This window comes from Psychrobacter immobilis (assembly GCF_904846225.1).
GTDB lineage: Bacteria > Pseudomonadota > Gammaproteobacteria > Pseudomonadales > Moraxellaceae > Psychrobacter > Psychrobacter immobilis_F.
Map to the genome: position 1 here is coordinate 1 of NZ_CAJGZJ010000004.1, position 24551 is coordinate 24551.

The 24551-nt window shown below is 42.0% G+C and carries 24 protein-coding genes; 12 read left to right on the plus strand and 12 right to left on the minus strand.

Annotated features, from left to right (window positions below):
* Positions 1 to 359 precede the first annotated feature (359 nt).
* The 3 genes from JMX48_RS04105 to JMX48_RS04115 all read left to right on the plus strand — a co-directional run bounded on the left by JMX48_RS04105 (position 360) and on the right by JMX48_RS04115 (position 2765).
* The gene (locus JMX48_RS04105; protein ID WP_201534676.1) at positions 360 to 914 is read left to right on the plus strand and encodes an acyl-CoA thioesterase; all 555 of its coding nucleotides are present in this window, start codon (positions 360 to 362) and stop codon (positions 912 to 914) included.
* Between the two features lie 148 nt (positions 915 to 1062).
* Entirely contained in the window at positions 1063 to 2166 is a 1104-nt protein-coding gene (locus JMX48_RS04110; protein ID WP_201534679.1) for a cation diffusion facilitator family transporter, read from the plus strand.
* A gap of 35 nt (positions 2167 to 2201) precedes the next feature.
* Positions 2202 to 2765 (plus strand): DUF2059 domain-containing protein, encoded by a 564-nt coding sequence (locus JMX48_RS04115; RefSeq protein ID WP_201534682.1) that lies wholly within the window; start codon positions 2202 to 2204, stop codon positions 2763 to 2765.
* Between the two features lie 215 nt (positions 2766 to 2980).
* On the opposite strand, the gene dps is transcribed toward JMX48_RS04115, so the two are convergent.
* On the minus strand, positions 2981 to 3463 hold the full coding sequence (gene dps, locus JMX48_RS04120; protein ID WP_201534684.1) for a DNA starvation/stationary phase protection protein Dps: 483 nt from the start codon (positions 3461 to 3463) through the stop codon (positions 2981 to 2983).
* A gap of 476 nt (positions 3464 to 3939) precedes the next feature.
* On the minus strand, positions 3940 to 4374 hold the full coding sequence (locus JMX48_RS04125; RefSeq protein ID WP_201534687.1) for a GFA family protein: 435 nt from the start codon (positions 4372 to 4374) through the stop codon (positions 3940 to 3942).
* Between the two features lie 184 nt (positions 4375 to 4558).
* Between JMX48_RS04125 and uvrB the strand changes: the two genes are divergently transcribed.
* Both uvrB and JMX48_RS04135 read left to right on the plus strand, forming a co-directional pair.
* On the plus strand, positions 4559 to 6670 hold the full coding sequence (gene uvrB, locus JMX48_RS04130) for an excinuclease ABC subunit UvrB (protein ID WP_201534689.1): 2112 nt from the start codon (positions 4559 to 4561) through the stop codon (positions 6668 to 6670).
* Between the two features lie 231 nt (positions 6671 to 6901).
* Positions 6902 to 7273 carry a hypothetical protein gene (locus JMX48_RS04135; protein WP_201534691.1) on the plus strand — a complete coding sequence of 124 codons (372 nt, stop codon included), beginning with the start codon at positions 6902 to 6904 and terminating at the stop codon, positions 7271 to 7273.
* A 135-nt stretch (positions 7274 to 7408) separates the two neighbouring features.
* On the opposite strand, the gene JMX48_RS04140 is transcribed toward JMX48_RS04135, so the two are convergent.
* On the minus strand, positions 7409 to 7798 hold the full coding sequence (locus JMX48_RS04140) for a hypothetical protein (protein ID WP_201534693.1): 390 nt from the start codon (positions 7796 to 7798) through the stop codon (positions 7409 to 7411).
* Between the two features lie 254 nt (positions 7799 to 8052).
* Here JMX48_RS04140 and JMX48_RS04145 point away from each other — a divergent pair, with 254 nt between their 5' ends.
* A complete protein-coding gene (locus JMX48_RS04145) occupies positions 8053 to 9057 on the plus strand; it encodes a hypothetical protein (protein WP_201534695.1) in 1005 nt (334 codons plus the stop codon).
* Between the two features lie 82 nt (positions 9058 to 9139).
* Here the strand turns inward: JMX48_RS04145 and JMX48_RS04150 are convergent, their stop codons facing one another.
* Positions 9140 to 9655, minus strand: coding sequence for a hypothetical protein (locus JMX48_RS04150; protein ID WP_201534697.1), 516 nt, complete (start codon positions 9653 to 9655; stop codon positions 9140 to 9142).
* Between the two features lie 274 nt (positions 9656 to 9929).
* On the opposite strand from JMX48_RS04150, the gene recJ reads away from it, so the two are divergent.
* The gene (gene recJ, locus JMX48_RS04155) at positions 9930 to 11744 is read left to right on the plus strand and encodes a single-stranded-DNA-specific exonuclease RecJ (protein WP_201534699.1); all 1815 of its coding nucleotides are present in this window, start codon (positions 9930 to 9932) and stop codon (positions 11742 to 11744) included.
* A gap of 57 nt (positions 11745 to 11801) precedes the next feature.
* Here recJ and JMX48_RS04160 read toward each other — a convergent pair whose 3' ends face one another.
* From JMX48_RS04160 to JMX48_RS04190, 7 genes are all read right to left on the minus strand, one after another.
* Entirely contained in the window at positions 11802 to 12467 is a 666-nt protein-coding gene (locus JMX48_RS04160) for a trimeric intracellular cation channel family protein (RefSeq protein WP_201534702.1), read from the minus strand.
* Positions 12468 to 12554: 87 nt separating this feature from the next.
* Positions 12555 to 13190, minus strand: coding sequence for a trimeric intracellular cation channel family protein (locus JMX48_RS04165; protein ID WP_201534705.1), 636 nt, complete (start codon positions 13188 to 13190; stop codon positions 12555 to 12557).
* Between the two features lie 15 nt (positions 13191 to 13205).
* Positions 13206 to 14351, minus strand: coding sequence for a multidrug resistance efflux transporter family protein (locus JMX48_RS04170; RefSeq protein ID WP_201534708.1), 1146 nt, complete (start codon positions 14349 to 14351; stop codon positions 13206 to 13208).
* A 60-nt stretch (positions 14352 to 14411) separates the two neighbouring features.
* Entirely contained in the window at positions 14412 to 15137 is a 726-nt protein-coding gene (gene queE, locus JMX48_RS04175; protein ID WP_201534711.1) for a 7-carboxy-7-deazaguanine synthase QueE, read from the minus strand.
* Between the two features lie 136 nt (positions 15138 to 15273).
* Positions 15274 to 15936, minus strand: coding sequence for a DUF4272 domain-containing protein (locus JMX48_RS04180; protein WP_201534713.1), 663 nt, complete (start codon positions 15934 to 15936; stop codon positions 15274 to 15276).
* A 210-nt stretch (positions 15937 to 16146) separates the two neighbouring features.
* Positions 16147 to 16968: a 2,3,4,5-tetrahydropyridine-2,6-dicarboxylate N-succinyltransferase gene (gene dapD, locus JMX48_RS04185; protein WP_201534716.1), complete on the minus strand. Its 822-nt coding sequence runs from the start codon at positions 16966 to 16968 to the stop codon at positions 16147 to 16149.
* A gap of 149 nt (positions 16969 to 17117) precedes the next feature.
* Positions 17118 to 18059, minus strand: a complete 942-nt coding sequence (locus JMX48_RS04190) for an alpha/beta fold hydrolase (RefSeq protein ID WP_201534719.1) — start codon at positions 18057 to 18059, stop codon at positions 17118 to 17120.
* A gap of 660 nt (positions 18060 to 18719) precedes the next feature.
* Here JMX48_RS04190 and arsS point away from each other — a divergent pair.
* From arsS to JMX48_RS04210, 4 genes are read left to right on the plus strand one after another with little or no spacing between them, the layout of a single operon-like run.
* A complete protein-coding gene (arsS, locus tag JMX48_RS04195; protein WP_201534721.1) occupies positions 18720 to 19718 on the plus strand; it encodes an arsenosugar biosynthesis radical SAM (seleno)protein ArsS in 999 nt (332 codons plus the stop codon).
* A gap of 12 nt (positions 19719 to 19730) precedes the next feature.
* Entirely contained in the window at positions 19731 to 20594 is an 864-nt protein-coding gene (locus JMX48_RS04200) for a DUF547 domain-containing protein (RefSeq protein WP_201534723.1), read from the plus strand.
* 29 nt (positions 20595 to 20623) lie between these two features.
* Positions 20624 to 21349, plus strand: coding sequence for a TIGR04283 family arsenosugar biosynthesis glycosyltransferase (locus tag JMX48_RS04205; protein ID WP_227687894.1), 726 nt, complete (start codon positions 20624 to 20626; stop codon positions 21347 to 21349).
* 17 nt (positions 21350 to 21366) lie between these two features.
* Positions 21367 to 22020, plus strand: coding sequence for a TIGR04282 family arsenosugar biosynthesis glycosyltransferase (locus JMX48_RS04210; protein ID WP_201534728.1), 654 nt, complete (start codon positions 21367 to 21369; stop codon positions 22018 to 22020).
* Between the two features lie 80 nt (positions 22021 to 22100).
* On the opposite strand, the gene mtnP is transcribed toward JMX48_RS04210, so the two are convergent.
* The gene (gene mtnP / locus JMX48_RS04215; RefSeq protein ID WP_201534730.1) at positions 22101 to 22994 is read right to left on the minus strand and encodes an S-methyl-5'-thioadenosine phosphorylase; all 894 of its coding nucleotides are present in this window, start codon (positions 22992 to 22994) and stop codon (positions 22101 to 22103) included.
* Positions 22995 to 23523: 529 nt separating this feature from the next.
* Here mtnP and JMX48_RS04220 point away from each other — a divergent pair.
* On the plus strand, positions 23524 to 24549 hold the full coding sequence (locus JMX48_RS04220) for a TAXI family TRAP transporter solute-binding subunit (protein WP_201534732.1): 1026 nt from the start codon (positions 23524 to 23526) through the stop codon (positions 24547 to 24549).
* The last annotated feature ends 2 nt before the right edge of the window (positions 24550 to 24551 follow it).

The following is a 24551-nucleotide window of genomic DNA, read 5'->3' on the forward strand; positions in this document are numbered from 1 at the left end:
TTCTTGGTCATGGTAAACTCCTGTGAATATGCTTAGTTTACCAAGTTTATCTCTACGGTTTCTTCAGCATAGCTCAGTTCGATGCCTGTATAGCGCATCTATCATGTTCCCACAACAGAGTTTATGACGTTGGATGTTAGAAGTCAGTTTCACTGGTTCCGCTGAGGTATACCCCAAGGGAACCAGCTATTCGTAACATTCAATCCTATTTATCAACCACCCAAAATAGACTGCTATAATGGAACTACTTATAATAGACTATGTGAATGGTTATGTTTATAAAAAATTACTTAGCGTATATTATCAAAACCTGCTAAGTCACTCAAAACCAATAAATTTAGAAAACCGTAAGGAACGTTATGCCGCAATACAATACCACGTCAACTGCCAAAAAAGCGCCATTAAACCATGAGCTGTATATGTCAGTGCTGATGACCCCCGACATGGCAAATTTTATTGGCAATGTGCATGGTGGTGACCTGCTTAAAATGCTGGATCAAGTCGCTTATGCCTGTGCCAGCCGCTATAGTGGTAATTATGTGGTGACACTGTCCGTCGACCAAGTCATGTTTCGAGAGCCTATCTATGTGGGTGAGTTGGTCACCTTTGCGGCAAGTATCAATTACGTCGGTAGAACCTCGATGGAGATCGGTATTCGTGTTGAAGCAGAAGATGTGCGTGCACGTACGGTTCGTCATACCAATAGCTGCTACTTTACGATGGTTGCTATCGATGACAAAGGCAAACCGACACCTGTTCCTCCGCTCGATATCAAGAATCCCATGCAGCAATGTCGTTTTGATGCAGGGTTAGAGCGCAAAAACCTACGTATGAACAGCTCACATCGCCCAAGCTGTGATCTTGAAAAGATGGTCGGAGAGTTATCTAGCAATCATGAAAACTATGCTGAGTAGTACAGTAATCAGTGATTAGGACACGCCCTAAATAGCAAGTCTGTATCTGGCTCACCCTTTACGTCGTGCCTGTTTTTGAATAATCATATTGTGTTTTGAATAGCCACATTGTGCATAATTAAACATTTATTATTTTATTGAGACTATCATGAGTTTGAAGCCCTCCGAAACCAATTCACATAGTCCTGCTAATAGTCCGTCAGTTGGACGCAGTCGCCGTACTCGCGGTGCTGGCAAGCTCATTAATGATGAGATTATTGATGAGGATTCCAGTCCTGTCTCCAACCTTGCGCCCAATAACGATGAGCAGCATTCTGGATCATTAAAGACGGTATTGATCGCCGTTGGCGCCAATCTTATTATTGCAATTGCAAAAACAGTGGCAGCTGTTATGACAGGTTCTGCCTCTATGATTGCCGAGTCAGCGCATTCTTGGGCAGATGCGGGCAATGGCACATTATTAATTGTCGCAGAAAAAAAGGCGGTCAAACCTGCTGATGAGAGCCATCCGCTCGGCTATGGCAAAGAGTCGTATGTTTGGTCGATGATTGCCGCTTTTGGTGTTTTTATGGCAGGGGCTATTGTCTCTATTTATACGGGCATTACCGAATGGAATGCACCTGAAACTGAAACCAATTACACCATCGGTTTTATTATATTGGCTGTCGCTTTTGTGCTCGAAGGGTTTTCGTTGGCGCAAGCGTATCTGCAAAGCAAAAAGCATGGTGAAAAGATTAATGTCAGCGCGCTTGGCTATGTCATTGATACTTCAAACCCGACGTTACGCGGTGTGTTTTTTGAAGATTTGGCTGCTGTCATTGGTTTGGTGATTGCGGCGGCGGCGATGGGTATGCATGCCTATACTGGGCAGCCATTTTGGGATGCATTAGGGTCTATCATCGTTGGATTATTGCTTGGTGTGGTGGCGATATTTTTAATCAGTCGTAATCGCGACTTTTTGGTTGGCTATAAAGTCTCAGATAGAATGCATCAATATGTGCTGGGTGAGCTCATTGGTCATGCAGATATTGATAGTGTGTCGTACTTACATTTAGAGTGGGTTGGGCCCAAAAAGATATTTATGGTGGCAGCAGTGGATATTGCAGGCAATCAAAAAGAAGAGGACATTGCTCATAAATTCGAAACAATTGAAAATCAATTTCGTAGTAATCCCTTATTTCAAGAAGCAATCTTGACATTGTCAGTGCCTAATGCGGAAACTTTGATTTTAGATAATAGCCAATTAGGCTGATCCTTAATAACTATTTATAACTAGGTAATAATTACATGAAATCATTAATAAAGAGTTCTGCATTTGCTATCTCATTGAGCCTGAGCGCTATGACTGTAACGGCTTTGCCAACTCTAGCTGCACACGCAGCGGTTCCGACGGATGCGTCTTTACTTAAATTGATCAAGGTCACTAAGGTCGTAGAGACAATGAATGATATGTCTAGCGATAGTGAGGTGACAGAGCAAATCATGCAAACCATGCTGGCATCCATGCCTGATAATGAACTGAATACTGCTCAGCGAAAGCGTTTTAATGAGATCATACTCAAATATAGCAAAGAGATGACGGACAAAGAGAATAGTGAGAGTCTCAATAAACAGATAATTGATGTTTATGTGCAGTCTGCTAAACAACACTTTAGCCAAAAAGAAGTGGATGCGCAGATCGCTTTTTATAGCAGTCAGATTGGTCAAAGTATCATCGATAAACAGCCTGCAATGATGAAAGATTACATGGCGAAAATTATGCCTATCGTCATAGAGTCGACTATGAAAAAAATGCAGAACATCATGCCGCGCATGGCAGCAGATATTAAAGCCATCAAAACTGACAAGTAGTGGTAGCGTTATAATCAAGCAGTAGTGCTACTCATGACAGTACTGATTACAATGGAATAGTTATAACAATCTTGCAAAAACAATCCTATAAAAAATCCCGCACAAAAAAAGGTCACCCAATAGAGTGACCTTTTTTTTTAATTTATCGATAGTAATGAAATTAATCAATATTAACGTTAATCAGTCAAAACTATAAACTGCTTATTTTAAATTATTTATTTCTTTGGCGCATTGGCACCGATGAACCATGCATCTTTATCTATAATACGGCTGGCTTCGGTTAATAGATCAGCGGTATCTTCATCGCCTGCGTCACCAGCAGTATCGATTGCTTTACGTAGCGTTTCGGCCACTTTTTTGTAGCGATCAGTGATTTCACGAACGTGTTGATCAACTTCAGTAATATCAGTTGGATAGTCATTTAGTATAGAGTCTTTTGCAACACGACTGGCTAAACCATTTGGCTGACCACCTAAAATGACAATACGTTCAGCGATGGTGTCTGATACTTCGCGAATACGATCTGCGGTATCATCTAATAACTGGTGTACACCGATAAAACCAGTACCTTGTAGATTCCAATGGCACTGTTTGCCATCTAATGTTAAATCGATAACATTGGCTAGGTTCGCATTCAATAGATCTACCATTTTTTTGGCAGTATCGTCTGATATTCCACTTGCGTAACGTTCTCTCATATTTTGCTCCATTATTTGAATTTTTTATTGAATGAATATTTGTTTTATTAGAAATTTATCTAAGAATCATTTGATACATGTTAATTTCACTGTCTATCAGCTTTTCTATTCGACAAGTTTTTGATGAAAAACACATCAGTATCGCTCTTAGCTTTGAATCGTTATTTCAAGAACAATAATAGCAGCTATAACGAATGTTGGAACCCCCAAGCGTTAGGCTTTATTGAGTGGTCGTGTAATGACTTTGTTAATCGTGAAAATCTTTGTAACTTCAAACCATAATCATTGCTAATCACTGCTTAGTTGTGTAAATAGCAATATGTAAATATAGTCAATCTTAAATAAAAAGAGTACAACTATTATCATGTACTCCTAAGATAAATTTTTCTTGCTAGCTGTGCCTGTGCAGACAGAGGCGGCGCAAAATTTATCTTAGGGGGCACTGTATTGATTTTATAGTGGATCGACTATAGCGACTATTCAGTAGTTGTGTCTTTCGCCGTGGTGATGCCTTTAACGGCAAACTTATCAAAAAGCTGTTGCTGGGTTAAGTTGACCGTATCATTGGCAAATTCATAATAATCAGGCTTTTTATCAATAAAGATCTGGCTCTCAAAGGTAAAGTCAGGATGATCTTGGAACAGTCCAAGTGACAAAACGTACGTCTCAGATTTTAGCTGATGATAATATAGATTGGTGCCGCATTGACTACAAAAAGCACGCTCTGCCCAGCTAGATGAAGGATAGACTGTCATCGAATCCTCGCCTTGAATAGTCGGCTTAGAAAGGCTATGAACGGCCATCAGTGCGCCGCTACTCCAGCGTCGACACATACCGCAATGGCAGGCCTCAAAGGTATTGATATCTTCTAACTCAATAGTGACATTACCGCACAAACAATGGCCTTTCATAAATATTTCCTTAATTAGATATAAGCTGAATATACCTGATTCAGTAAGATTTTTATTGCGTAAATTTGCATCTTTATGTATGTCTTTAGCAAAATAAATACGCTTTAAAAATTACTATTTATCCCCATATTGTTATAAACCTAACCTCTTATAATATTTTATAAATACTAGGAAGAAAACCATTATGCGTATGCCTGAACCGCGCTCATCGCGTCAGTTAAATCAATTAGCCACTCAGCTCCAAGGCGAAGCTGAAATCAGTGGTGTCAATGCGTCTGGGACGCAAATATCGAGTCGTGCCTTTGAGATGGTCACCGAGTTTGAGCCAGCGGGCGATCAGCCGCAAGCGATTAAAAAGCTGGTTAACGGTATCAATTCTGGTATGGATGAACAGTTGTTATTAGGCGTCACGGGTTCTGGTAAGACTTATACGATGGCTAAAGTCATCTCCGAGACCCAACGTCCGACGATTATTATGGCGCATAACAAGACCCTTGCCGCCCAGCTTTATGGCGAGTTTAAATCGTTTTTTCCGAATAACGCCGTTGAGTATTTTGTCAGCTATTACGATTATTATCAGCCGGAAGCTTATGTGGCTGCCAGTGATACTTTTATCGAAAAAGACAGCGCCATTAACGACCATATTGACCAAATGCGCTTATCAGCCACGCGCGCACTTCTTGAGCGTCGTGATGCGATTATTGTTGCTTCGGTATCGTGTATTTATGGTTTGGGTGATCCAGAAAGTTATCTAAAAATGTTGCTGCATATCGTCGTTGGTGACAAAATAGATCGTACTGCGACGATTAAACGTTTGGTTGAGATGCAATACACACGCAATGAGCTAGATTTTGGTCGTGGTACTTATCGCCTGCGTGGTGAGCTACTCGATATTTATCCTGCTGAGTCTGAGCAGTTGGCGGTTCGTGTGCATCTATTTGACAATGAAGTAGAAAAAATCACATGGTTTGATCCATTAACGGGAAAAACCGTACGTAGCGTGCCGCGTATTACCATTTATCCAAAATCGCATTATGTGACGCCGCGCAATAAGCTGGAAGCGGCCAGTCATACCATTCGCGCTGAGCTTGAGCCACGTTTGGAGTATTTCCGTGACAATAATAAATTGGTTGAAGCGCAACGTCTCAAAGAACGTACTCAGTATGATCTTGAGATGATTCAGCAACTTGGCTATTGTAACGGTATCGAAAACTATTCACAGCATCTGTCTGGTCGTCCATCAGGAGAAGCGCCGCCGACCTTGTTTGATTATATTCCAGAGGATGCATTGTTATTCCTTGATGAGTCGCATGTGACCGTTTCGCAGATTGGTGCGATGTATAAAGGCGATAGATCGCGTAAAGAGAACTTGGTTAATTATGGTTTCCGTCTGCCAAGTGCGATGAATAATCGTCCGATGAAGTTTGAAGAGTGGGAACGCATTAAACCCAAAACCATTTACGTTAGCGCCACGCCAGCACTGTATGAGCTAGAACATAGCGAGCAAGTGGTTGAGCAAGTCGTGCGTCCAACCGGTTTGATTGATCCTGAGATTGAGATAAGACCTGTGTTGACGCAGGTCGATGATGTGCTGTCGGAGATTACCAAACGCCGCGAAAAAGATGAACGTGTACTAATCACGACTCTGACCAAACGCATGTCAGAAGATTTGACCAGCTATCTCAAAGAATATGATGTAAAAGTGGCGTACTTGCACTCCGATATCGACACGGTAGAGCGTACGCAAATTATCCATGAACTACGTACTGGCGTACATGATGTCTTGGTCGGTATCAATTTATTGCGTGAAGGCTTGGATATGCCCGAGGTGTCATTAGTGGCGATATTTGATGCGGATAAAGAAGGCTTTTTGCGTTCTGAGCGCGCACTGATTCAGACTATTGGTCGTGCAGCACGTCATATTAATGGTAAAGCGATTCTTTATGCTGATCGCATCACCAATAGTATGCAAAAGGCAATAGACGAGACCGATCGCCGCCGTGAAAAACAAGTCGCCTTTAACCTTGAGCACAATATTATACCAACAGGTGCACGTCGTAGTATCACGGATAAAATCGATACGGGCGAAGATCAGAATGCCAATGACAATCAAGTCATTCCGATCAAGAGTAATCTGCCTGATGTCGATATCAGCATCTTGCGCAGTCCTGATTTATTGGCTAAAGAAATTAAACGCCTTGAGAAGCAAATGCAGCAGATGTCGCGTGACTTGAAGTTTGAGGATGCCGCCAAGACTCGTGATAAGGTACTTGAGTTAAAAGCGCATTTGATTTAGTAAGTAAAATATATCGTAAGAGAGGAAGGCGAGTTAGCAAGTAGTTAGCTCGCCTTATTTTTACCAACATCAAACGCAGTTTTACATATCGCACCTTAAAAGATGCCAATATATCTTGTAAGATAAATGAATAAAGCACGACCTAAAAAGCAGATGGATAAATGCTGGACAATATTTATAAAGTCAGGCGTGTTAACGTATTTTACAAGTATTTAAGTGAAGGATGGATCTATGTTTGATGTCAAATCATTTTTTAAAAGAGAAGTAGAAAAGAAGCTTATGGATGTAGATAGCTATATTTTTATGCCTGAGCGCGTTGCGATGGATTTAGAAGACGGACTATTGAATTGTGTGTTAAATAGTGATGGTCGAGTTGATATTTTTTATACCAAACAGGGTATAACAGAAGTAGGCTCAGCAGCACGTAAGCATCCATTTACCTCATTTGAAAACGAGCTATATCATGGTATTTATGATGATGTCATCCATGATTTAATCAAAGAAGTGGACAAGATTATCGAAGGCTCTTCGAAGTATTTTCGCCGGAATAAAATATTACCTTCTACCGTATCTTTAGCGTCCAAACCTCCTGCTGGCTCATAAGGATGATTATAATAAAAACTCAGAAATAAAAATTCAAAAATAAAAACGGGACGTCATATATAGCGTCCCGTTTTTATTTCTGAATTTCTTGGTAAGTGAATGCTAAATGTTACTTAATGATGCGTATTAGAACATTTATTTGGTGAAACTTGCATAGCAGCTCTGTAGAGATTTAGCGACGACTTTCGTTACCAATTGCGTGCGATACTGTGAATCTATGGCGGCATTGCCCAATTCAACGATAGTCACTTGCTGCGGTGCTTGTTCACTGACACAGCCACAAACATTACTTTTTACCGCTTCTTGTTGCGTTTCAGTCATCGCAACACTAGCAATACGCCAAGCACTTTGTTTCTCAATCTGACTACGGCACTGGTTATCTATTGCTGATTTGAAAACATTCATACCGATATTGTTTGCTGTGCCAATCGCATTGCTAGCATTGGTGTTCATACCGTCAGTCGTCGTGCATCCAGCTAGTGCGAAAGTAGCGAGCATGGCCGTCGAGATTAAGATTTTTTTCATAGGTTAGTCCTTGGTCTTTATTGGTTTAAACATTTGCATTTAATAGAAGTTGATACTCACTGATCGAAATGTGTTTTCTGCAAGCGAGTCGTATATTATCAGTAAAATCTATCAATGACATCATCAACTATGACCTTACGTCTGTCTTACACGGTTTTATAAGTATTTATTACATGATCAAAACCGTTAATTACTATCTCTCAACATAGAATTTTGAGTATTATTAAGAATAATTGGCTGCTGCTGGTGATCTTATGTTATTACGCCTATCTTTATTATGCACGCTCTCTATCAGCGTGGTCTCGTTTGCTCATGCCGCTGAGATTACATTGCCAAAGTCATTGGTTGTTGATTTGGTAGAGCAGCATTGTTCGTTTCCGGAGCCAGACCCTCACGTAAATAAGATAAATAAGGCAAGTCCTGACCTTGAATACCACTGCTCTGACAAATATGACGATGCTGATGGCACTGAGCAAAGCATGAATTATAGTCTGCGCCTGCTGCCTTTGATAAGGCAGGATTTCAATCGTGATGGGATTGAAGATGTGGTATTAGAAATTGAATCTTCTGGTCCCTTAGGTGGCAGTGTGACGACCAATAGTGCGGTGCACTATCTGCTATTAGATAAGAATAATCGCGTGATTAACGATCACGAAGTGCTACTGTACGCGCCGTTTAGTGAGCATATTGTCGAATACGAAGTAGATGGTACTCGCATACATTATGCAGCCGTGCCTAACTATCGCTCACATCCTGAGGCTTATGACAATGGCGAGCTGATAGAGCCAACTATAGAATTTGATATCAATTGGATAAAAGGACTTCCTATAAGCACTCATTATCGAGATAACTGTCGATTATCAGAAGAAACGAATAAGCAGATATTTACTACCAATCGTGGTGTGCAGCGCATCGCTACTATCGATATTCATGAGTATACACAGGTGATTGAAGAGAAGTTGCAGATAAACGATATGCAAGTATCTGCCGAGCTGGATGGCTGTGATGCCAAAAGCGTAAGCTTTGTTATTCAGCCTAGCAAAGGACATAACTTGCCAGTTTTGGCAGATATCTTACAAGCTTTGATTCCAGTGACTGCTCAGCATAAACCGCTTAGGACGTTATTAAAAATGGATCAACAATCGCAAATTGTATTTGGCGAGGTGATGAGCTTATCGAACGACTGGTCAGGGCAAGTACATATCGAGCGCGGTTTTGAGAGCGCTAGTGTGATAATTAATTTATCTCAAAAAGAGTAGTAATGTAGTCTGCTAATTATAAAAAACCAGCCGAGACATATTGTCTGAGCTGGTTAAATTTATTTGAGGCTATCTGACTGTTTTAGACATTTTTGCCATGTTGTTTTTGTTGAATGTCTTTGGCCAGTTTATAGCAGTCATTGATATGGTCGTTTGCGATCTTTTTGAAGATGGTGTAACCCATCGTCGCTGCAACCAGTTGACCACCTAACGGAATAAATTTCGTCACTTGTTTGGCGGCAATACGACCACCGAAGCCTTGGATGGTTTTTTTAACGATACCGCGTGTTGCCATTAGACCAGCGAAATCTACGGTACGATCTTTAAGCGCATTCCAATGTACTTCACGTGATTGCAAGTCAATCGCTGATTTACGATCTTCAATCAAACCAAAACGTTCACTGATTTCAGGCATAAGCTGAGTGAGCATACCAGCATCAACGGCAACGTCAAAAAATGGCACTGGCACAATGGCCACACCAGCTGATACTCTAGCGCGCTTTTTTACCATTTGTTGACATTCTTTTTTAACTTTTTCAAGATCTAAATTTGGATCAATGGTGTTTGGTAGTTTTTCAGCGAGTGGCGTGGTTTTCATAGAGATTCCTTATAAAATTAATTAAAATTACAAATATTACAGATAGTCCCTATTTTAGGGGTTTATAAGCAGCTTACCATTATTGCTTTGTAGCAAAATGCAGAAAATTACTATGACTATGCACCGTTTTTGTAAATATAAGGCTATCTAACCGTATATTTGACGCTTTATTTGTCATGATTGCCAAAATATCATTTACGTAACGCTATGAAAGGCAATCCAAAGCGTCAAAATTATCATTGTGAGCCTCTAATAAAGCCAGTAGAATACGCACATGCTAAATTTAACCCCCCGTTATAACAATACTCGCATCGACGAGTTACCTCATGCACTGCAACCACTTGCTGCACAATCACTAACGCTTGCTCGCCTTTACGCAGGCCGCGGTATCACGGAGCCTGCTGAACTTGATACCGGATTGTCTAGTCTATTGCCTGCTGAGATGCTGCACGGTGTCACAGAAGCGGTACGTCTGCTAGACGTTGCTATCGATGAAGGGCAACGCATTTTAATTGTTGGCGACTTTGACTGTGATGGCGCGACCAGTACGGCGCTAATGATGCGCGCGCTCACAAAGATGGGTGCCGTGGTTGATTTTCTCGTACCGGATCGTTTTAAGTACGGCTATGGTTTGACGCCAGAGATTGTCGAGTTGGGTATAAAGACCTATCAGCCTGATATGATAGTGACGGTAGACAATGGTATCTCAAGCCATGAAGGTGTGGCGCGTGCGCAGGCCGATGGTATTACCGTCATTATTACTGATCATCATTTGACTACCAAAGAGACGCCACCTGCTGAGGCCGTGGTCAATCCCAATCAGCTCGATTGCGACTTTACCAGTAAGGCGCTGGTAGGGGTGGGCGTGGCCTTTTATGTGCTCGGACGATTGGCAAAATTGCGTCGTGAGGCTGGCAAGTCTACTGTACAAGTGAGTCAGTATTTGGATTTGGTGGCGCTTGGCACGATTGCAGATGTGGGTGTGCTCGATAAAAACAATCGTATATTGGTGCATCATGGGTTAGCCGCTATTCGCCAAGGTCGTTGTTGCTTAGGTATTTTAGCTTTACTAGAGCAAGCAGGTCGTGACCCCAAGCAATTACACGCACAGGATTTTGGTTTTGTCTTAGGCCCGCGTATTAATGCCGCTGGACGTATGGATAATATGCGTATCGGTATCGAGTGTTTATTGACTGAGGATTGGAGCACCGCGCAGCGTTTAGCGCAGGAGCTTGAGCAACTAAATCGTAATCGTCGTCAGGTAGAAGGCGAGATGCGAGCACAAGCGGATAGCATTGTTCAGGCATTGGCTTCTGATGATACCGATGCTGATATAGAGGAAAGCAATGAAATAATTGTCCAAGATGATTCTGAAAAAAAAGCTACGAGCGATCATAAGCGCAGTATTGTTTTATACAAAGACGACTGGCATCAAGGCGTGATCGGTATCGTCGCTGGGCGTTTAAAGGAAAGTCATTATTTGCCTAGCATTGTCTTTGCGCCAGCAGATACGCAGCAGACTGATGACGATGATGCCATCAAAGGATCAGCACGCTCCATCGCTGGCGTGCACATCCGTGATGCGATTGAGCAAGTCGCTGAGCGTTATCCTGACCTAATTAGCCACTTTGGTGGACATGCGATGGCAGCAGGTTTGACGCTTAAGCGCCGTAATTTCGAGGCGTTTGAGGCAGCTTTTGATGACATCATGGCACAGATGGATGATGAGGTATTTGCAGAGCAAAAATTCAGTGATGGGTCTTTGCAGGCCAGTGACTTTAGCTTATGGTTTGCTGAGCATCTGGCTGATGCCAGTATTTGGGGTCATGGCTTTGCGCCGCCGATATTTGATGGCGTATTTGAAGTGCTGAGTTTTAAGGTGTTAAAAGACAAGCATCTCAAGCTTTCCTTGCGTTATCCTGATGTACAGTATCCGATTGAGGCGATTTATTTTAACTTTGATAGTAGCGTTTGGGATTACCGCGCTGAACAAGTACATGTGTTATTTCAATTGGACATCAATGAGTGGAATGGCAAACAAAGCTTGCAGCTGATGATAAAAGACTTAGCGGTGGTAGAAAAAACCTAAGGAATCAAACGTTTGAAGTATTAAGTGCTTTTTATATTTATATAGCAGTAAGTGCTTTTAGTACTTCCACTCAAGTGTCGGAAATTTCCAGTCATAGCGTATCGCTAACATGCGCAAGGTAAAAATCGTACTCATAGTAGCGATATCAGTCACCCAATCGGTCACACCCAGATTATGTAGGGCAAAGTAGAGAATACCGCCAGTTAGCGCGGCGCTGATATAAATCTCTTGCTGCAATACCAGCGGAATTTCATTACAAATCATATCGCGAATGATACCGCCCACTATAATGGTAATGACGCCGAGCAATAATGCCACCGCAACGTTTGTACCCATATCATCGGCAACCTTTATACCAATTAAGGTAAAGGCTGACAATCCAATGGTATCTGAGAGCTTAAGAAATTTATCGACGCGTTTAGAGTTGGGGTGAAAAAATATTTGCGTCGCTAATGAACAAAAGGTAATGACGGTCAGGTAGCTCATATCCACCATCCAAAATAATGGATGACGATCCAAAATCACATCACGAACAGTGCCACCACCGATAGCCGTCACTATTGACACCAGTAGGCAGCCAAACACGTCGAAGTTCTTATGCTTGGCCAGTATTGTACCCGAAATACTACAGGCGATAATACCGATCATATCAAGTAAATATATCAAAGAGCGCGGGTCAAAAGTGGTAATCAGGACTGTAGGATCCAAGGCGATAGCCAGCATGCGCAATTCTCAGTAAGTTTTTATGATGATTGTATAGTCATTATAAATCAGTCAAGAGCGCTTAATTTTTGAGCCATATAATTGGTCTTATTGGACCAAGCGAATAGAAGGCAAGTGCCAATCAAAGCGCAATGCTAACATCCGTATGGCAAAGATAACACCAAGCATAATAAATTCATTCAATCCAGCATTCACACCTAAACTGTCAAGCAGCAGATAAGTGACCGAACCGGCAATACTGGCAGAGATATAAATCTCGCGTTGGAGTACCAGCGGTATTTCATTACAAATAATATCGCGCAACATACCACCGATAATGGCGGTCCAAACGCCCATCATAATGGCGATTACAGGCGACATATCTTGGGTCAATGCTATCTTAAAACCAATGACACTAAAGGCTGCCAAGCCAATAGCGTCAAATAACTTCAGCGCATTATCAATCTTATGATATAGATGAAAAAATATTTGTAAAATAAGAGATGTCATTGTAATGACGATCACATAATTGAGGTCGGTCATCCAAAATAACGGATGACGATCTAGCGCCATATCACGTAGCGTACCACCGCCAATAGCATTGACCATCGAAACTAAAATGCAGCCAGCGATATCAAAGCCTTTATGCTGGGCGAGCAAGGTGCCTGCGATAGCACAAGCAATGACGCCAATCATATCAAGCAAATACAGCAGAATATCAGGAAAAATAAAATTAGTAATCATAGTAATATTTTGGTCTCAACCATCTTTGGCAAATAATACCAATCCCAACATAATTAAGCCAATGCCAACCAGCCCCAGCGTAGAAGGTATCTCGTTATTGAGTAACAATATACCGCCAATCAAGGCAAATATGACCTCACTGGCTTGCGTTGCATCAACCCCAGCGACTTCACTTGAGGTGACAGCTTTTTCTCGCGCATACAAAAATATACTGGTTGCACCAACGCCAGCCAGCAGAGCGACGAGTAACGTATTGAACAGCTGTGTGGTTTCGGGTAAATCAGGACGCACTATAATGCCTAAAACCAACCAAAATGGCAAACTGCCAAGTGTCATTAGCCATACTTTGTTAAACGCATTTTGTAGTAAGGTTGTCTGGATAGCAGGTATGCGCGCGATGAGATTCTGTAGGGGCGAGGTTTGGCTGGAATTATCAATACTGCCGTTACCGACTACATCTGCCGTGTTATCCATATCAGTTGATAAGATGGGCGCTTCTGTAATGAGTGCTGGGTTCTGAGCATCGAAATCATTTTGCAATAGACTGTTTTCTTCGACCTTACGCAGCGCATCGGTATGTTTGCGAGCGTTATGAGACACCTGCCAAACCAGTTGGTTACCGATGGGATAGCTAAAGGCTGCCACAAGCGCAGGCAATGCCCCATAAATTATCATGTCCTTCATGGGCGCTGCTTGGCTGTCTAATAACGAGGCAGCATGTAGCCCTTCACTGACATTGACCAGCACCACGCCGATAAACACCAATAGCGCATATATAATAAACTTTTTATCAAAACGTTGACCAAATGCCAGTAACACGAGCAGACTTGTGACCACGGTAAACATAAAAGTCGCAGCGACAACCCAGCCAGCAACATGGTCGGCTGCGTAGCAGATACCTGTATAAAATATACCGAAGCCAATACTGCCGGTCACACACCAAAAGCCCCAATGCTCACGAAAGATAGTCGTCAGTGCTTTGATACGACCAAAGCCATGTTGTATGCCAATAATAACCGTGAGAATCAGCCACATAAAAACATAGCGTAAGCTGGCTGACCAAAACCAATGCCCACCAGCTGCACTCATAACTTCGTTTAAAACAAACGTTGAGCTAAAAAATGCGCCTGCCAATAAGCCCAGTAAAATTAGCTTGACCATACCTACACCCTTATCCTTGGCTCACTATTTATTAAAATTGTCTACTCGAATTTTAGTGTTTTATTTGCCTTTGGCATCTGCCCAAATAATCTTATGTAGTTGCAATTGGAAGCGTACGGGCAGAGCATCAGATAATATCCATTCTGCAAGTTCACGCGCCAATACGGGCACATCGGGGCCAGTCTCTTTATCGACATCATCAGCGACGTTGAACATCGGAGAAAACCAAACCGTGCCGACCAACTCATTGAGTTTGTGCTCAGACAGTTTGGCTTTCGCCCAGTCGTAGTCCTCAATGTTCATAATGACGAATTTAATTTGGTCATGCTGAGTAAGATGGTCGAGGTTTGACCATAAGTTTTTATCGACTTCGCCTGAGCTTGGCGTTTTGAGATCCATCACTTTACTGACGGCTGGCGGTACGTTTTCTACGGTTAGTGCGCCTGCTGTTTCAAGAGATATTTCATAGTTGTCGCTAAGCAAACGTTTCATCAACTCAATGGCATTTGGCTGGGCTAAAGGCTCACCGCCAGTCAGGCAGATACGCTTACAAGGATAGCTTTTGATCGTCGTTATAATGGTGTCTAATGACTGACGTTCGCCGCCCGTAAATGCATATTCGGTATCACAATAGACACAGCGTAGCGGACAGCCAGTAAGGCGGACAAATATGGTCGGCAAGCCTGAGGTTAGGGCTTCACCTTGTAAGGAGTAAAAAATCTCTGTTAAACGTAGACCCGCTTCAGGGTCAGTGACAGGAATGGTAGCATTGCGTAAAATTGACATAGAAAGACACAGTATAGGATTATTAATAAAGGAAAAGATTAAAAACGAATGAATAGGTTAATACTCACCGCTTTTGTCGCAGGTATTATACGCTGATATCGGGCAGCAAATCTTAGTTTGCGAAGATTAACCCATTTTAAGTGGAACGTTCAGGATTGTCCCAGTCAGCATCACTATGAATCAACCAGTCAAGTCCTGCACGACGTTCTGACACGACGCTTTCAATCATACCACTCGGTATTTCTCGCTGATTGATACGAGCATCCACACAGGCCCAATGGTATCGGTAGATCAAGTCTGCTTCGTCCAAAACTGTTTCTAAATCGCGTAGGGTCACAGACTGCATAAACGCGTCAAAATTGTCGCATTGAGACACCACACTTATTGCGTAATCGCAATCGACGGTGTCATTTGGAAAGTCCAATTGCTCGACCAAACCCAACGCCCATAATAATGACCAGTACGCTTCGTACTTCCAAATCATATTGATGACGTCTTGTTCATCCCCTTCATTATTTAGTATTTTAACTTCTTGAGGGGTGAGTACTTGTCCCAATTCAAACTGTTGGATCAAGTCCAAACACCACTCAGCGCTTTCAGGCGTATAACTGCCATTATCCCGATCGCACGCCGCTTGAATACTAATCAAACAAGCGATAGCCCGCTTGGCAATGGTTTCTTTGGTTTTAAGAACAGTCTCATCGGCTGCCTCAATATGTGGGAGCCAATCAATATAGGGCACCTCATGTTGTACCAATTTTATAATTGAGTCGGCTTTGCGTTGCTCTGCTGTTTTCATCTACTTTCTCACTCATTTTGTCACTGAACTTGTCATTGCCTGTATGGTTGATGACAAATTGAAGCGTCTATTATTAATTCACTCAAAAGATAGGTTGTCTAAAATTGGTAGTACATTTAAAAGCAACGATGACTGACAGCATAAAGGTGCTTAGAAAAATCTAAACACCTTTGAGCGAGCATATTTTAAAGCACTGAATATTGATTAAAATTAGGCCAAACGTAATAGCTCATTTACGGATGTTTTTGCACGGGTTTGCGCATCGACTTTTTTCACGATAATAGCCGCATACAAGCTGTGCGTGCCATCTTCTGAAGGTAAGCTACCCGGTACGACGACTGAGCCTGCTGGTACACGGCCACGATGAATCTCGCCCGTTTCGCGGTCATAAATCTTGGTTGATTGACCGATATATACACCCATAGAGATGACTGCGCCTTCTTCGACGATCACGCCTTCAACGATTTCAGAACGCGCCCCGATGAAGCAATTGTCTTCAATAATAGTAGGGTTGGCTTGTAATGGCTCTAATACACCACCGATACCAACACCGCCTGATAAATGCACGTTTTTACCAATTTGGGCACATGAACCGACTGTTGCCCACGTATCTACCATCGCGCCTTGATCGACGTAAGCGCCGATATTGACGTAGGATGGCATTAATACAGCACCTGCTGCGATATAAGAGCCTTTGCGTGCAATGGCTGGTGGCACAACGCGAACACCCGCTTCTTTAAATTGTGCTTCGGTCCAATCAGCAAACTTGGTTGGTACTTTGTCATAGAACTGCACATGCTCGCCCGCTGACATGACGTAATTGTCGTTTAGGCGGAATGATAGTAGTACCGCTTTTTTGGCCCACTGATTTACGACCCATTCGCCATCCTTTTTTTCTGCAACGCGCAACGTACCGTTATCTAGTTGCGCTAGCACTTGCTCAATAGCGTCACGCACGTCTTGTGGCATCGTGGTTGGGCTGTATTCGTTACGCTTTTCAAAAGCTTGCTCGATGATTTGTTGTAATGACATAAAGATTCCTAAAATTAATGAAAGGTAAATATAAATAAAATATTATCGTTAAATAGCCAGTATGACTGGGACGAAAAATTTGCTTGCCATATTGTCGCTAATTTGGCGACTTTTAGCAAACAAGTTAGACGCAAACATCGCCACAGATTTTAATTGTCAGCAGTATTGCTCTCTATCCACTCTAAGATATCTTGATAGACAGTTTGATTGTCTTTTTCATGCAATGGCTCATGGCGCATGTTTGGATAAAGCTGGATATCTACGTGACTAAAGTTTTGCTTATTGAGACGAGTGACGATCTTGCGAATACCTTTACCCATATTACCAACTGGGTCATCTTCGCCGCTAATAAACAGCATTGGAAAGCTTTTGGCAATGGTCGTAGACCAGCCTTTATTGAGACCCGCTTCCATCAAGGTGAACAAGGTCATAAAGCCATTATTAGTAAAGGCGAAGCCTGTCATTGGATCACTTTCAAAAGCGTCAATGTTGGCAATGTTTTCACTTAACCAAGCAAATTGTGATGAAGAGGTGCGATTTTTAAGTTTGGTATTGAGCACCTTATTCATAGCATTGGCAAGCAAAGTATTGGGCTGTCTAGGAGCAACTTTCGCCAGTATTTTATTGACAGGTAGCAATACTTTGGTCAATGGATTGGCATCTGCCGTACCCATTAAGATGGCACCCGTGAAGTTATGCGCATGATGCTTGAGCACGTTACGTACAATAAAAGAGCCCATGGAATGACCCATGACAAAATGTGGCACGTTAGGATGGCGAGATTTTAAGCTATCTGCCATTACAATAACGTCTTTCAGTAGTGATTGTACTGGGTGCTCATCACCGAAAAAGCCCAAATCTGCTTCTGTTTTAAGGGTTTGACCATGACCAAGATGGTCATAAGTAGCCACTGCAACACCATTGTCTGCTAAAAACTGAGCAAAATCTGCATAGCGACCACCATGTTCTGCCATACCATGCACAATCAATAAAGTGGCTTTTACAGCGGTGTCTTTATTGCTTGGTTCAAAAAAAACATGATGCAAATAGTGAATATTGTCAGAAGAGGTAATTTGGTCAGAGGTACTCATAAGCGTAAAATCCTTGCATGGTTAGAGAGTAAAAATAAACAGCTTTTAAGCGTTTAACGACTACGACTGCACTTATGATCAATATGACTGTATCGCAGAGTAAGCCGCTAATAGGGTTTTATTTTTGGAATAAATGGTGCTGTTAATTTAATTATAAAGCCTTATCAGCTCAATATTATTGACTGCAATGCCGCTATCGTACAATAGTCTTGCTTTAAATGCTTTTAACTTATGTTTTCATTTCTATAGAGTTTTATTTTTAGCCCATTTAGTCGCTTTTGTTCAGATTGAGGACACGCCCTAAGCACTGAATTGCCTAAAAAAATATCTATAAAGACAATCGCTACAAAAATTTTGCTTTTGGTAAATGCTGTCAAGGTCGCTGGGTTTTGTACTTAAAATCGCTGTATTCGTTACCTAAAACAGTATATCGATCAGCATTTCGTAGTGTCGAGAAAAAGCTGCTGCAGGCAAGCTATAATCAGCTAAATGCTTAATGTTAATAGAAATAAAAAATATATTAATGAAAATTCGAGAGAGAAAATAAGGTATGATTAATTGTATTTTGACAGTGAACTTATAAGATAAAGGTTGTTTAAGTCAAAGCTTATTCATGCCTTCTGAGATTAACGAGGGTCAACCATTGGGTTCTATACCATTATGAAATCAACTATCGAATTACTCGAACACACCGATTTCCCAGCGATTAAACGTCGGTCGCTAACGACCTTACAAGTCAATATGGGTTACTTATGTAATATGTCTTGTGTGCATTGTCATGTGGCGGCCAGTCCTTATCGGACAGAGATGATGTCACGTGAGTTGGTTGAGTTGATTTTACAGGTATTAGTAGCACAAAATATCGAGACGCTTGATTTAACCGGCGGTGCACCTGAGATGCATGAAGACTTTAAGTATTTGGTCACAGCTGCGCGTGCCTTGGATGTAACAGTAATTGATCGCTGTAATTTGACTATCCTGATGGAAGAAGGCTATGAGGACATGGCGCAGTTTTTGGCAGACAATGAGGTCGAAGTGGTGGCTTCAATGCCATGCTATTCATTAGAAAATGTCGATAAGCAGCGAGGCAAGGGCGCGTTTGATGGCAGTATATTGGGACTGCATAAGCTCAACGCCTTAGGTTATGGCAAAGCTGGCTCAAACTTAACGCTGAACCTCGTTTATAACCCGCAAGGTGCCACGCTACCACCCAATCAGCAACAACTAGAAGCAGATTACAAGCGTGAGTTAAAAGAACATTTCGATATCGAATTTCATCAGTTATTTGCCTTGACCAATATGCCGATTCAGCGCTTTGGTGCGGTGTTATTGGCCAAAAAACAATTCCATCCTTATATGGATTTGCTCAAGGCTAATTACGTGGCTGCCAATTTAACCGAAGTCATGTGTCGATCGACCATCAGTGTCAATTGGTTAGGAGAGTTGTTTGATTGTGATTTTAACCAGCAATTAGAGATTCCAGTGCGCAACCAATCACGCCGGTATCTAAGCGATTTATTAACTCAAAATCCTGCTGGCGATGACATTGCCATCGCAGATCATTGCTATGGCTGTACGGCAGGACAGGGAAGTAGCTGCGGTGGCGCGCTAGAAGAAGAGATGACAGAGCATACGATAGAAAAAGTATCATCAATTTAACCGGAGTGACTCATGTCAGTACTGAATAGTTCAAGATTTAATAGTTCAAGATTTAATGATACAAGCTCTTTTTTAAACCGTCGCTTATTGATCAAAACGGCAGTGGCCACTTCTATTTTGTTAGCCAGTGTCGCCAGTTATGCCGATTTTAATCATAGCACTTGGGATGGCTTGCTCAATAAAAATGTCACCATGACTAACGGTGGCAAAGCGTCTGTCGTTAATTATAATGCTATGAAAGCGGATAAAAGCAAACTTGATAGTTACATGGCGGCGACTAGCAAAGTCAGCCAGTCGGAATTTAACGGTTGGAGTAAAGAGGAGCAATTGGCATTTTTGATCAACGTCTATAACGCGGGTACTGTAGAGCTAGTTTTGACCAAGTATCCTAATATCAAGTCGATTAAAGATATCGGCGGTATATTTGGTTCGCCATGGAAACAAGATTTTGTCACGCTATTAGGCAAAAAGCGTTCGCTTGATGACATCGAGCACAATCTAATCCGTGGCTCAAAACGCTATAACGAACCACGTATTCACTTTGCCGTAAACTGTGCGAGTATTGGCTGTCCAGCATTGTTGAATGATGCTTTTACAGGTAGTAAATTGGATAAACAGTTGGAGCAAGTGACCAGTAAATTTCTCGCAGATAGTAGTCGTAATCGTCTCAAAGGTAATACGCTGGAGATATCACCAATTTTTAAATGGTATAAAGAAGACTTCGAGACTAACTGGCGCGGTACGAATAATCTAGAAGGGTTTTTGGCTCGTTATAATGCTTCGTTAGGGCTTGATAAGTCGCAAACGGCTGATCTAAAAGCAGGCAAAACGAAAATTGGTTATACCGATTATAACTGGAATTTGAACAAAAAATAAAAAGGCAGGTACTGCGAACTATGACGGTTATGGCAACGGTTTCTATCATTATTCCAGTACTCAATGAGGCAGGTAATCTGGCTTATTTATTTACGAATATCAACAAGCTAAATCCAAAACCGCAGCAAGTGATATTGGTCGATGGTGGCTCAACAGATGATTCTATTGACATAATCCGAAGTTTTATTAATGAGTTAATGCCTGATAATGATTGTAAAATTGATTGGCAAATGACTGAGTCTAAAGCAGGGCGCGCGCTACAAATGAATACAGGTGCAGCGTTAGCCATTAGTGAGATATTGCTGTTTTTGCATGCCGATACGCAATTGCCAATGGATGCGATAGAGAGTATTTCTGCAGCCATGAAACGAGCAGAGTGGGGACGTTTTGATGTGCGAATAGACAGTCGTCAGCTCATGCTAAAATTGGTCAGTCAGATGATTAATTGGCGCTCAAAGTTGAGTGGAATTGCGACAGGCGACCAAGCGATTTTTATTAGCCAATCTTTATTTGAGCAAATTGGTGGTTATCCTAACCAAGCGTTGATGGAAGATGTCGAGCTCTGCAAACAACTAAAAGGTATGCAGTTAAAGGGTATTGCTACACCTGCTCGTCTCAAAAATAAAGTCATTACGTCGGCAAGGCGTTGGCAACAGCATGGCACTTGGCGGACGATTCTTTTGATGTGGCATCTACGCTTTGATTATTGGCGCGGGGTTTCGGCTGATAATATCAAACAGCGTTATTATAAATAAAAGCATAAACTCTTATCATGAATCAAAAACTACAAACCTGTATTATTCTTTTCGCCAAATTCCCTGCACAAGGCATGGCAAAAACGCGCTTGCAACCCGCGCTTGGCATTGAAGGTGCCGCGCAAATGGCGCGTAAACTGCTATTGCATAGTATAGAACAAGCCGTCGCTACTGGCTTTACGGTTGAGTTATGTGTCAGTCCTGCGCCAACTGATCCCTGCTGGCAGGCGCTTGATTTGTCTGACTCGCTGCAATGGTCAGCGCAAGCAGATGGCGACTTGGGTTTGCGTATGTTAACTGCCAGTCGGCGTGCCTTACAACCTCTCGAATCGAAACGTTTTGAACAGGTTTTATTAATCGGTACGGATTGTCCTAGTCTCACCGCCGCTCGTATTCGACAGGCGGCCCAGCAGTTAGAAACTCAAGATAGCGTCATGATTCCCGCTTTTGATGGGGGTTATGTGCTGTTTGGCTTTAAACAAGTTGCTGCTCGTTTATTTAGCGATATCGAATGGAGTACGGCGAGCGTAGCAAAGATCACTCAACAGCGCTTGGCAGAATTGAGCTGGTCTGTAAAGTTGTTAGCGCCTTTGCCTGATATCGATGAGCCTGAAGATTTACAATATTTACCTCAAGGCTGGCTTGATGGTTATAAGCTAAATGATAGCTAAAAAGCCATCAAACTATTTGGTTGATCCTATTAGGTTAACGATAGTTTGATGGCTTTTTTGTTGATCATAAATTCCTACTATTAAGGCAATAATACTAAAAGTCGGGCCTTGGTCTCATCGCTCATCGCCTCTACTGGCGTTACCAATGCTTGAGCTAAAGCCGTATGAGCAATGGAGTCCGGCTGTTCTGCTGCGAGTAGGGCGACCGCTTGCTTAATAACGTGCTGTGCATTATCAGCGTTTTTCATCAAATTCTGAATAGCATAATCAGCGCTGACGGTTTCCTCAGTCGGATGCCAGCAGTCAAAATCCGTCACTAGTGCGAGCGTCGCGTAAGCCATACTCGCCTCACGTGCAAGCTTGGCCTCTGGCATATTGGTCATGCCGATGATGTCAGCGTTCATTTGGCGATACCAGTTTGATTCTGCACGAGTAGAGAACTGTGGCCCTTCGATACAGACATAAGTGGCTTTTGCATGACATTGGCCGTCATCTATCTGCGCCTGAGTATAAGCACGCGTTAGGATATCAGCTACTTTAGGACATAAAGGATCAGCCATCGCGACGTGTGCCACCGCACCTTCACCAAAAAAACTGCTTTTTCTATGCTTAGTCATATCAATCATTTGATCGGGTATGACCATATCCAAGGGTTTAAGTGTTTCTCTTAGTGATCCCACCGCCGATACCGAAATGACGTAGCGTACCCCCAACGTTTTTAGCGCATAAATATTGGCTCGATAAGGCACCTCAGAAGGGGTGAGTTTGTGACCTTGACCATGACGAGTGAGAAAGGCGACCGCTACGCCATTCAATTCACCTAAGACGATATCGTCGGAGGGTTTGCCATAAGGTGTCGATATGCTAACACTGCGTTTATTGGTTAAATCTTGCATCTGATAAAGACCGCTACCGCCAATGATGGCAATGTCAGCGGATAGATGTTTGATGTCTTCTACTATGTTTGATGTCATACGAGCTCCAAATCGATAGGTTAGGGCGTGTTCTAAATTTGAACGAAAGCGATTAAATGGGCTAAAAACGGCTAAATCTTACCAAACTGCGTCAAATAGCCAATCAATATCCTGTTATTTATCTGCGCTATTTGCAGCGTTATCATTATTTATCGTGGCAAAATATAGCGCGATAGTCGGTTCAATATAGGATTGACTATACCCTAGCTTGCTAATGTAGCCGCTTTCGATCGTGTTCGTCATTATTAGTTTGGTTGTTGATTTCTTAGCCATTGAGTAACGATAAAGGTTTACACGAAGATTGATTTTTGATTAAATAGATTGATTAATGAAACATTGTTTCGCTTAGCAAAACAATGTAAGTGGTATTTAGGAAAATAAACAGTTTCTGATCAAATAGATAGCGGTTTATTTATTACAAGGATTACTATACTATTACGGGTCTGTAATGTATTAATATTCATTATTAATGCAGTTAGACACTTTAAATCGATTACTTCTTAAACCGATTACTTCAAGGATGAACTCAATGCACCATTCTCTAAAATCTCCATTAATTTTATCAGCGATGCTAAGTGCCATTTTGGGTCTAACAGCATGCTCATCTCCAAGCTCAGAAAATAGCGAGAGTGCCGCAGCTGAAGGTACTGCAACCGATGGTGCCGCAGGCACTGATAAGCTTGAAACCAAATTTGTTACCATCGCTACAGGTGGTGCGTCAGGTCCTTATAATATTATTGGTACTTCTTTGGCCGAGATTTATGCCAAAACCTTTGGGGTCAATGCTAAAACGCAAACCACAGGCGCCTCAGTAGAGAACGTTAATCTATTGACACAAGGTAAAGTAGATATGGTGCTAGCGCTTAGTGACGTTGTTACTGACGCTGTCGAAGGTAAAAACGATTTTAAAGCACCTATAACCAATATTCAGCAAGTGGCCGTACTATATCCAAACGTCATTCAATTGGTTGCCTCAGAAAAATCTGGCATCAAAAACATCGAAGATTTAAAAGGCAAGCGCATTGCTGTTGGCGATCAAGGCTCTGGAACGGAAGTTAATGCCCGAACGTTGTTAGAAGGTTTTGGTATAACTTATGACGATGTTACCGTTGATTACTTAGGCTTTGCTGATGCCGCAGATGCGATGAAAGCAGGCAAAATTGAAGCAGCATTTTTTAGTAGTGGGCTACCAAACTCATCATTATTGGAGCTGGAGCAAGGCATAAAATTGCAGCTGGTATCTATCAATCAAGACAAGCTTAAAGAGATCATTAAAACCAAACCTTACTTCAAGACTTTTGAGATTCCTGCCGGCACTTACGGCAATGATAAACCCATCCCAACAACAGCGGTCATGAACGCTTTGTTAATTCGTTCTGATATCTCTGAAGATGATGGTTATAAACTGACCAAAGCATTATTCGATAACTTGGATGGTTTAAAAAACGCCCACCAAGCGGCTAAGGATATTAGTTTAGAGACGGCTCAAGAGGGTATGGTTGCTCCTATTCATCCGGGTGCTAAAAAATACTATGATGAACAAGCCGCTAAATAAGC

Coding starts and splice junctions, on each gene's coding strand:
- JMX48_RS04105 (WP_201534676.1), top strand. CDS start 360: ATGCCGCAATACAATACCACGTCAACTGCCAAAAAAGCGCCATTAAAC.
- JMX48_RS04110 (WP_201534679.1), top strand. CDS start 1,063: ATGAGTTTGAAGCCCTCCGAAACCAATTCACATAGTCCTGCTAATAGT.
- JMX48_RS04115 (WP_201534682.1), top strand. CDS start 2,202: ATGAAATCATTAATAAAGAGTTCTGCATTTGCTATCTCATTGAGCCTG.
- dps (WP_201534684.1), bottom strand. CDS start 3,463: ATGAGAGAACGTTACGCAAGTGGAATATCAGACGATACTGCCAAAAAA.
- JMX48_RS04125 (WP_201534687.1), bottom strand. CDS start 4,374: ATGAAAGGCCATTGTTTGTGCGGTAATGTCACTATTGAGTTAGAAGAT.
- uvrB (WP_201534689.1), top strand. CDS start 4,559: ATGCGTATGCCTGAACCGCGCTCATCGCGTCAGTTAAATCAATTAGCC.
- JMX48_RS04135 (WP_201534691.1), top strand. CDS start 6,902: ATGTTTGATGTCAAATCATTTTTTAAAAGAGAAGTAGAAAAGAAGCTT.
- JMX48_RS04140 (WP_201534693.1), bottom strand. CDS start 7,798: ATGAAAAAAATCTTAATCTCGACGGCCATGCTCGCTACTTTCGCACTA.
- JMX48_RS04145 (WP_201534695.1), top strand. CDS start 8,053: ATGTTATTACGCCTATCTTTATTATGCACGCTCTCTATCAGCGTGGTC.
- JMX48_RS04150 (WP_201534697.1), bottom strand. CDS start 9,655: ATGAAAACCACGCCACTCGCTGAAAAACTACCAAACACCATTGATCCA.
- recJ (WP_201534699.1), top strand. CDS start 9,930: ATGCTAAATTTAACCCCCCGTTATAACAATACTCGCATCGACGAGTTA.
- JMX48_RS04160 (WP_201534702.1), bottom strand. CDS start 12,467: ATGCTGGCTATCGCCTTGGATCCTACAGTCCTGATTACCACTTTTGAC.
- JMX48_RS04165 (WP_201534705.1), bottom strand. CDS start 13,190: ATGATTACTAATTTTATTTTTCCTGATATTCTGCTGTATTTGCTTGAT.
- JMX48_RS04170 (WP_201534708.1), bottom strand. CDS start 14,351: ATGGTCAAGCTAATTTTACTGGGCTTATTGGCAGGCGCATTTTTTAGC.
- queE (WP_201534711.1), bottom strand. CDS start 15,137: ATGTCAATTTTACGCAATGCTACCATTCCTGTCACTGACCCTGAAGCG.
- JMX48_RS04180 (WP_201534713.1), bottom strand. CDS start 15,936: ATGAAAACAGCAGAGCAACGCAAAGCCGACTCAATTATAAAATTGGTA.
- dapD (WP_201534716.1), bottom strand. CDS start 16,968: ATGTCATTACAACAAATCATCGAGCAAGCTTTTGAAAAGCGTAACGAA.
- JMX48_RS04190 (WP_201534719.1), bottom strand. CDS start 18,059: ATGAGTACCTCTGACCAAATTACCTCTTCTGACAATATTCACTATTTG.
- arsS (WP_201534721.1), top strand. CDS start 18,720: ATGAAATCAACTATCGAATTACTCGAACACACCGATTTCCCAGCGATT.
- JMX48_RS04200 (WP_201534723.1), top strand. CDS start 19,731: ATGTCAGTACTGAATAGTTCAAGATTTAATAGTTCAAGATTTAATGAT.
- JMX48_RS04205 (WP_227687894.1), top strand. CDS start 20,624: ATGGCAACGGTTTCTATCATTATTCCAGTACTCAATGAGGCAGGTAAT.
- JMX48_RS04210 (WP_201534728.1), top strand. CDS start 21,367: ATGAATCAAAAACTACAAACCTGTATTATTCTTTTCGCCAAATTCCCT.
- mtnP (WP_201534730.1), bottom strand. CDS start 22,994: ATGACATCAAACATAGTAGAAGACATCAAACATCTATCCGCTGACATT.
- JMX48_RS04220 (WP_201534732.1), top strand. CDS start 23,524: ATGCACCATTCTCTAAAATCTCCATTAATTTTATCAGCGATGCTAAGT.